Below are 3,698 nucleotides of genomic sequence, written 5' to 3'. Positions count from 1 at the left end.
GGTCGCGACCGAGCGCTGCGGGGGAGCGTCTTCCTTGAGCGCGGACGCGACCGCGTAGCCGCCGACGGCCAGGACGCCCGCCACCGCGGCCGTGGCACCGGCCACCCGCGCCCAGCCCAGCAACGGCGGACGCGTCGCCCCGTGGTGCCCGGGGCGGTCCCGGCCCTGGCCCGCCATGCCGCGCTCGACCCGGGCCAGCATGCGCGCCCGGTCGGGCTCGTGCGCCCCGGCCGCCTCGTGCAGCCGGGCGCGCAGTTCCTCGTCCACGTCCCGCCGCCCGGTCATCGGTTCCTCCCCGCGGCCCCGCCGCTGCGCGCGATCGCCGCGTGCACCCGCTTCGGAACCACCTGCGTGCCGAGCAACCGCTGCAGTTCGGCCATCGCCTTCGACGTCTGGCTCTTCACCGTACCCACTGAGACGCCCAGGGCGAGCGCCGTGTCCTTCTCGGAGAGGTCGAACGCGTGCCGCAGCACCACGCACGCCCGCTTGCGGAACGGCAGCCGGCGCAGCGCCTCCCGCACGTCCACCACACCAGCGACGTCCGGGTCCTCCGTCCTCTCCTCGCGCTGCGACCAGAACAGGGCGACCCGTCTGCGTTCTCGGACGGCGGTGCGGACACGGGTGCGGGCGAGGTTGGCGACGACACCCCGCGCGTACGCCACCGGATGGTCGGCCGCGCGGACCCGGTCCCAGCGGCGCCACAGGGCCAGCAGGGCGTCCGCCGCCAGGTCGTCGGCGGCGTCCGGCTCGCCGGTCAGCAGGTGGGCGAGGCGGGAGAGTTCGGCGTAGTGGCGCTCGAAGAAGGCGTGAAACTCCGCGGCGGCGGCGTCGTCGACGACTGTCCCCACGGCGGACTCTCCTCGCAGCGGCTTCCCCGGCGTCGAACAGCCGTGCGCCGGGCCCGGGTCCGGAACTGTAGCAGCGTTCGACGCACCGGCCGTGCGGTGCGTCGAACGCCGTATGGCAGACCGAACCGGCCCGGGGAGTCAGCCCTTGAGCGCCGCCTCCATCATCGCCTTGGCCACCGGGGCCGCCAGGCCGTTGCCGCTGACCTCGGAACGGGCCGCGTCGGACTGCTCGATGATGACCGCCACGGCGACCTCCTTGTCCGACGTGTCGGACTTGGCGTACGAGGTGAACCAGGCGTACGGGGTCTTGCTGTTGTTCTCGCCGTGCTGGGCCGTGCCCGTCTTGCCGCCCACGGTCGCGCCGGAGATCTGCGCGTTCGACCCCGTGCCCTTGTCGACGACGGTCTCCATGGCCGACTGGAGCTGCTCGGCGGTGGAGGAGGAGACGATCCGCTTCGAGCCCGGGTCGGTGTGGTCCTCCAGGACATCGCCGCCGCTGTCGGTGATCTGCGACACCATGTGCGGGGAGACCAGCTCGCCGCCGTTGGCGAGGGCCGCCGAGACCATCGCCATCTGGAGCGGGGTCGCCGTCACGTCGAACTGGCCGATCCCCGTCAGGGCCGTCGACGACTTGTTCATGTCCTTCGGGTACACGCTCGTGTAGGCGCGCACCGGCACGTCCTGCGACTCGTCGTTGAAGCCGAACTTCTCCGCCATCGCCCGCAGCTCGTCCTGGCCGAGGTCGACGGCCATCTTCGCGAAGACGTTGTTGCACGAGTACCGCAGCGCGGTGCGGATCGTGGCGTCCTCGCAGGGGGCGTTCGGGTTCTCGTTGGTCAGGTCGGTCACGGTGCCCGGCAGTGTGTACGGGTCCGGGCTGTCGGTCTTCTCGTCCACCGAGCCGTACAGCCCGTCCTCCAGCGCGGCGGCCGCCACCACCAGCTTGAACGTCGAGCCCGGCGGCAGCGGCTGGCGCAGCGCGCGGTTGGTCAGCGGCTTGTCGGGGTCGCTGGTGAGCCTCTCCCAGGCCTCACCCGCGGTGTTGGCGTCGGTCAGCGACGTCGGGTCGTACGACGGGGTCGACACGACCGACAGGATCCGGCCCGTCTCGGGGTCGACGGCGACGGCGGCGCCCTTGGTCTCGCCCAGCGCTTCGAACCCGGCCTTCTGCACCGCCGGGTCGATCGTCGTGACCACGTTGCCCGGCTCGGCCCGGGTGCCGGTGATCGTGTCCATCACCGTCTTCAGCCGCGGGTCGGTGCCGTTGAGCACGTCCTGGTAGACGCCCTCCAACTGCGTTGGCGCGTACGCCTGCGAGGCGTAGCCCGTCACCGCCGCGTACAGCCTGCCCTTGTCGTACGTGCGCTTGTATGCGAGGTCACCGCCCTCCGTCGGCGCCGAGCCGGTGATCGACCGGCCGGCCACGATGATGTTCCCGAGCGGCTCCGCGTACGTCTCGATCGCGTTCCGCCGGTTTTCCTTGTCGTCCGCGAGTGCGCGGCCCTCGTAGAACTGCACCCAGGTCGCCCTGATCAGCAGAGCGAACACCAGGAGCAGCGTGAAGACCGATGCGCGCCTGATCGTCTTGTTCATCCCGCCGGGAAAACGAACGGGCGGGAGCGAATCGTTCCGTCCGCCCCGGTTTCTCATCTTCCGTTCATGAAACGGGCTTGGTGAAGCCCGCCTCGTACGCCTGGATCACCGCCTGGGTGCGGTCCCGCGTGCCGGTCTTCGCGAGTACCGACGCGACGTGGGTCTTCACCGTGGCGGGCCCCACCCGCATACGCTCGGCGATCTCCGCGTTGGTCAGCCCGGTCGCCATCAGCCGCAGCACCTCGCCCTCGCGTTCAGTGAGCCGCGCCACCCAGGCCGGCGCGGCGGGGTTCGCGCGCGCGTGCTCGGCGGCCAGCGTCCGTAGCGCCGCCGGGAACAGCAGCGTGTCGCTGCGCGCCACCAGCCGTACGGACTGGACGAGGGTGTCGGCGTCGGCGCGCTTGAGCAGGAAGCCGGCGGCTCCGGCACGCAGCGCGTCGTAGACGTAGGAGTCGTTCTCGAAAGTGGTCACGACCACGACGCGGGGCGGTGCGTCGAGCGTGGCGAGGATCTGCTCGGTGGCACGGATGCCGTCGACCTCGGGCATGCGGACGTCCATGAGGACCACGTCCGGCCGGGTCTCCCGTACGACGGAGACGGCCTCGGCCCCGGTGGCCGCCTCTCCGGCGACCTCCATGTCCGGTTCGGCGGAGAGGATGGCGCGCAGGGCGCTGCGGACCATGCGCTCGTCGTCGGCGAGGACGATCCGGATCGGCGGGCGGGTCACACGGTCTCCTTCGGGCGGGTCACGCGGTGTCTTCAGGGCGGGTCACGCGGTGTCCTTCGGGCGGGTCACGCGGTGTCTGTCGAGTAGGTCTCAAGGTCTCGTTCGGGCAGGGGCGTACGGTTCCCCTCAACTCCCTTCAGCGGCAGTCGTACGTGGAGCCGCCACGTCCCCCCGACGTCGCCCGCCTCCGCCGCGCCGCCCAGTAGACGGGCCCGGTCGGCGATGCCGCGCAGGCCGTGGCCGCCACCGGGGCCGCGCGACGTGTCCGCCGTCCCGCCTGCCTCGCCGAGGGGGTTCTCGACGGCGATCCGCAGGTGATCGTCCATCACGTCGACGCGCAGCGCCACGGCGACCTCTCCGCCCGCGTGCCTGAGTACGTTGCTCAGCCCCTCCTGCACGATGCGGTACGCCTCGCGGGAGACCAGCGGCGGCAGCGCCTCCGGGTCGGTGGCGACGGTGGCCGCCACCCGCAGTCCGCCCGCGCGGGTGCGGCGCAGCAGGCCGTCGAGGTCGGCGGCGAGCGTCGGTGT

General features: G+C 72.2%; 3 protein-coding genes and 2 pseudogenes. All 5 read right to left on the bottom strand.

Annotation, left to right across the window (positions count from 1 at the left end; genetic code table 11):
- Positions 1 to 285, bottom strand: a pseudogene (locus tag EBH09_RS08060) (hypothetical protein); the annotation flags it as partial.
- Positions 282 to 848: a SigE family RNA polymerase sigma factor gene (locus EBH09_RS08055; RefSeq protein WP_121746356.1), complete on the bottom strand. Its 567-nt coding sequence runs from the start codon at positions 846 to 848 to the stop codon at positions 282 to 284. The gene EBH09_RS08055 and the pseudogene EBH09_RS08060, both read right to left, overlap by 4 nt.
- A gap of 138 nt (positions 849 to 986) precedes the next feature.
- Positions 987 to 2,441, bottom strand: coding sequence for a penicillin-binding transpeptidase domain-containing protein (locus EBH09_RS08050; protein ID WP_121746355.1), 1,455 nt, complete (start codon positions 2,439 to 2,441; stop codon positions 987 to 989).
- 64 nt (positions 2,442 to 2,505) lie between these two features.
- Positions 2,506 to 3,168, bottom strand: coding sequence for a response regulator transcription factor (locus EBH09_RS08045; RefSeq protein WP_121746354.1), 663 nt, complete (start codon positions 3,166 to 3,168; stop codon positions 2,506 to 2,508).
- A gap of 65 nt (positions 3,169 to 3,233) precedes the next feature.
- Positions 3,234 to 3,698, bottom strand: a pseudogene (locus EBH09_RS08040) (histidine kinase); the annotation flags it as partial.

It is taken from the genome of Streptomyces sp. E2N166 (assembly GCF_003671715.1).
Lineage (GTDB): Bacteria > Actinomycetota > Actinomycetes > Streptomycetales > Streptomycetaceae > Streptomyces > Streptomyces thinghirensis.
This window is presented reverse-complemented; position numbering and strand designations above follow the sequence as displayed.

Excerpts from the sequence above, each read along its gene's own strand:
- EBH09_RS08050 (WP_121746355.1), bottom strand. The coding sequence starts at position 2,441 with ATGAACAAGACGATCAGGCGCGCATCGGTCTTCACGCTGCTCCTGGTG.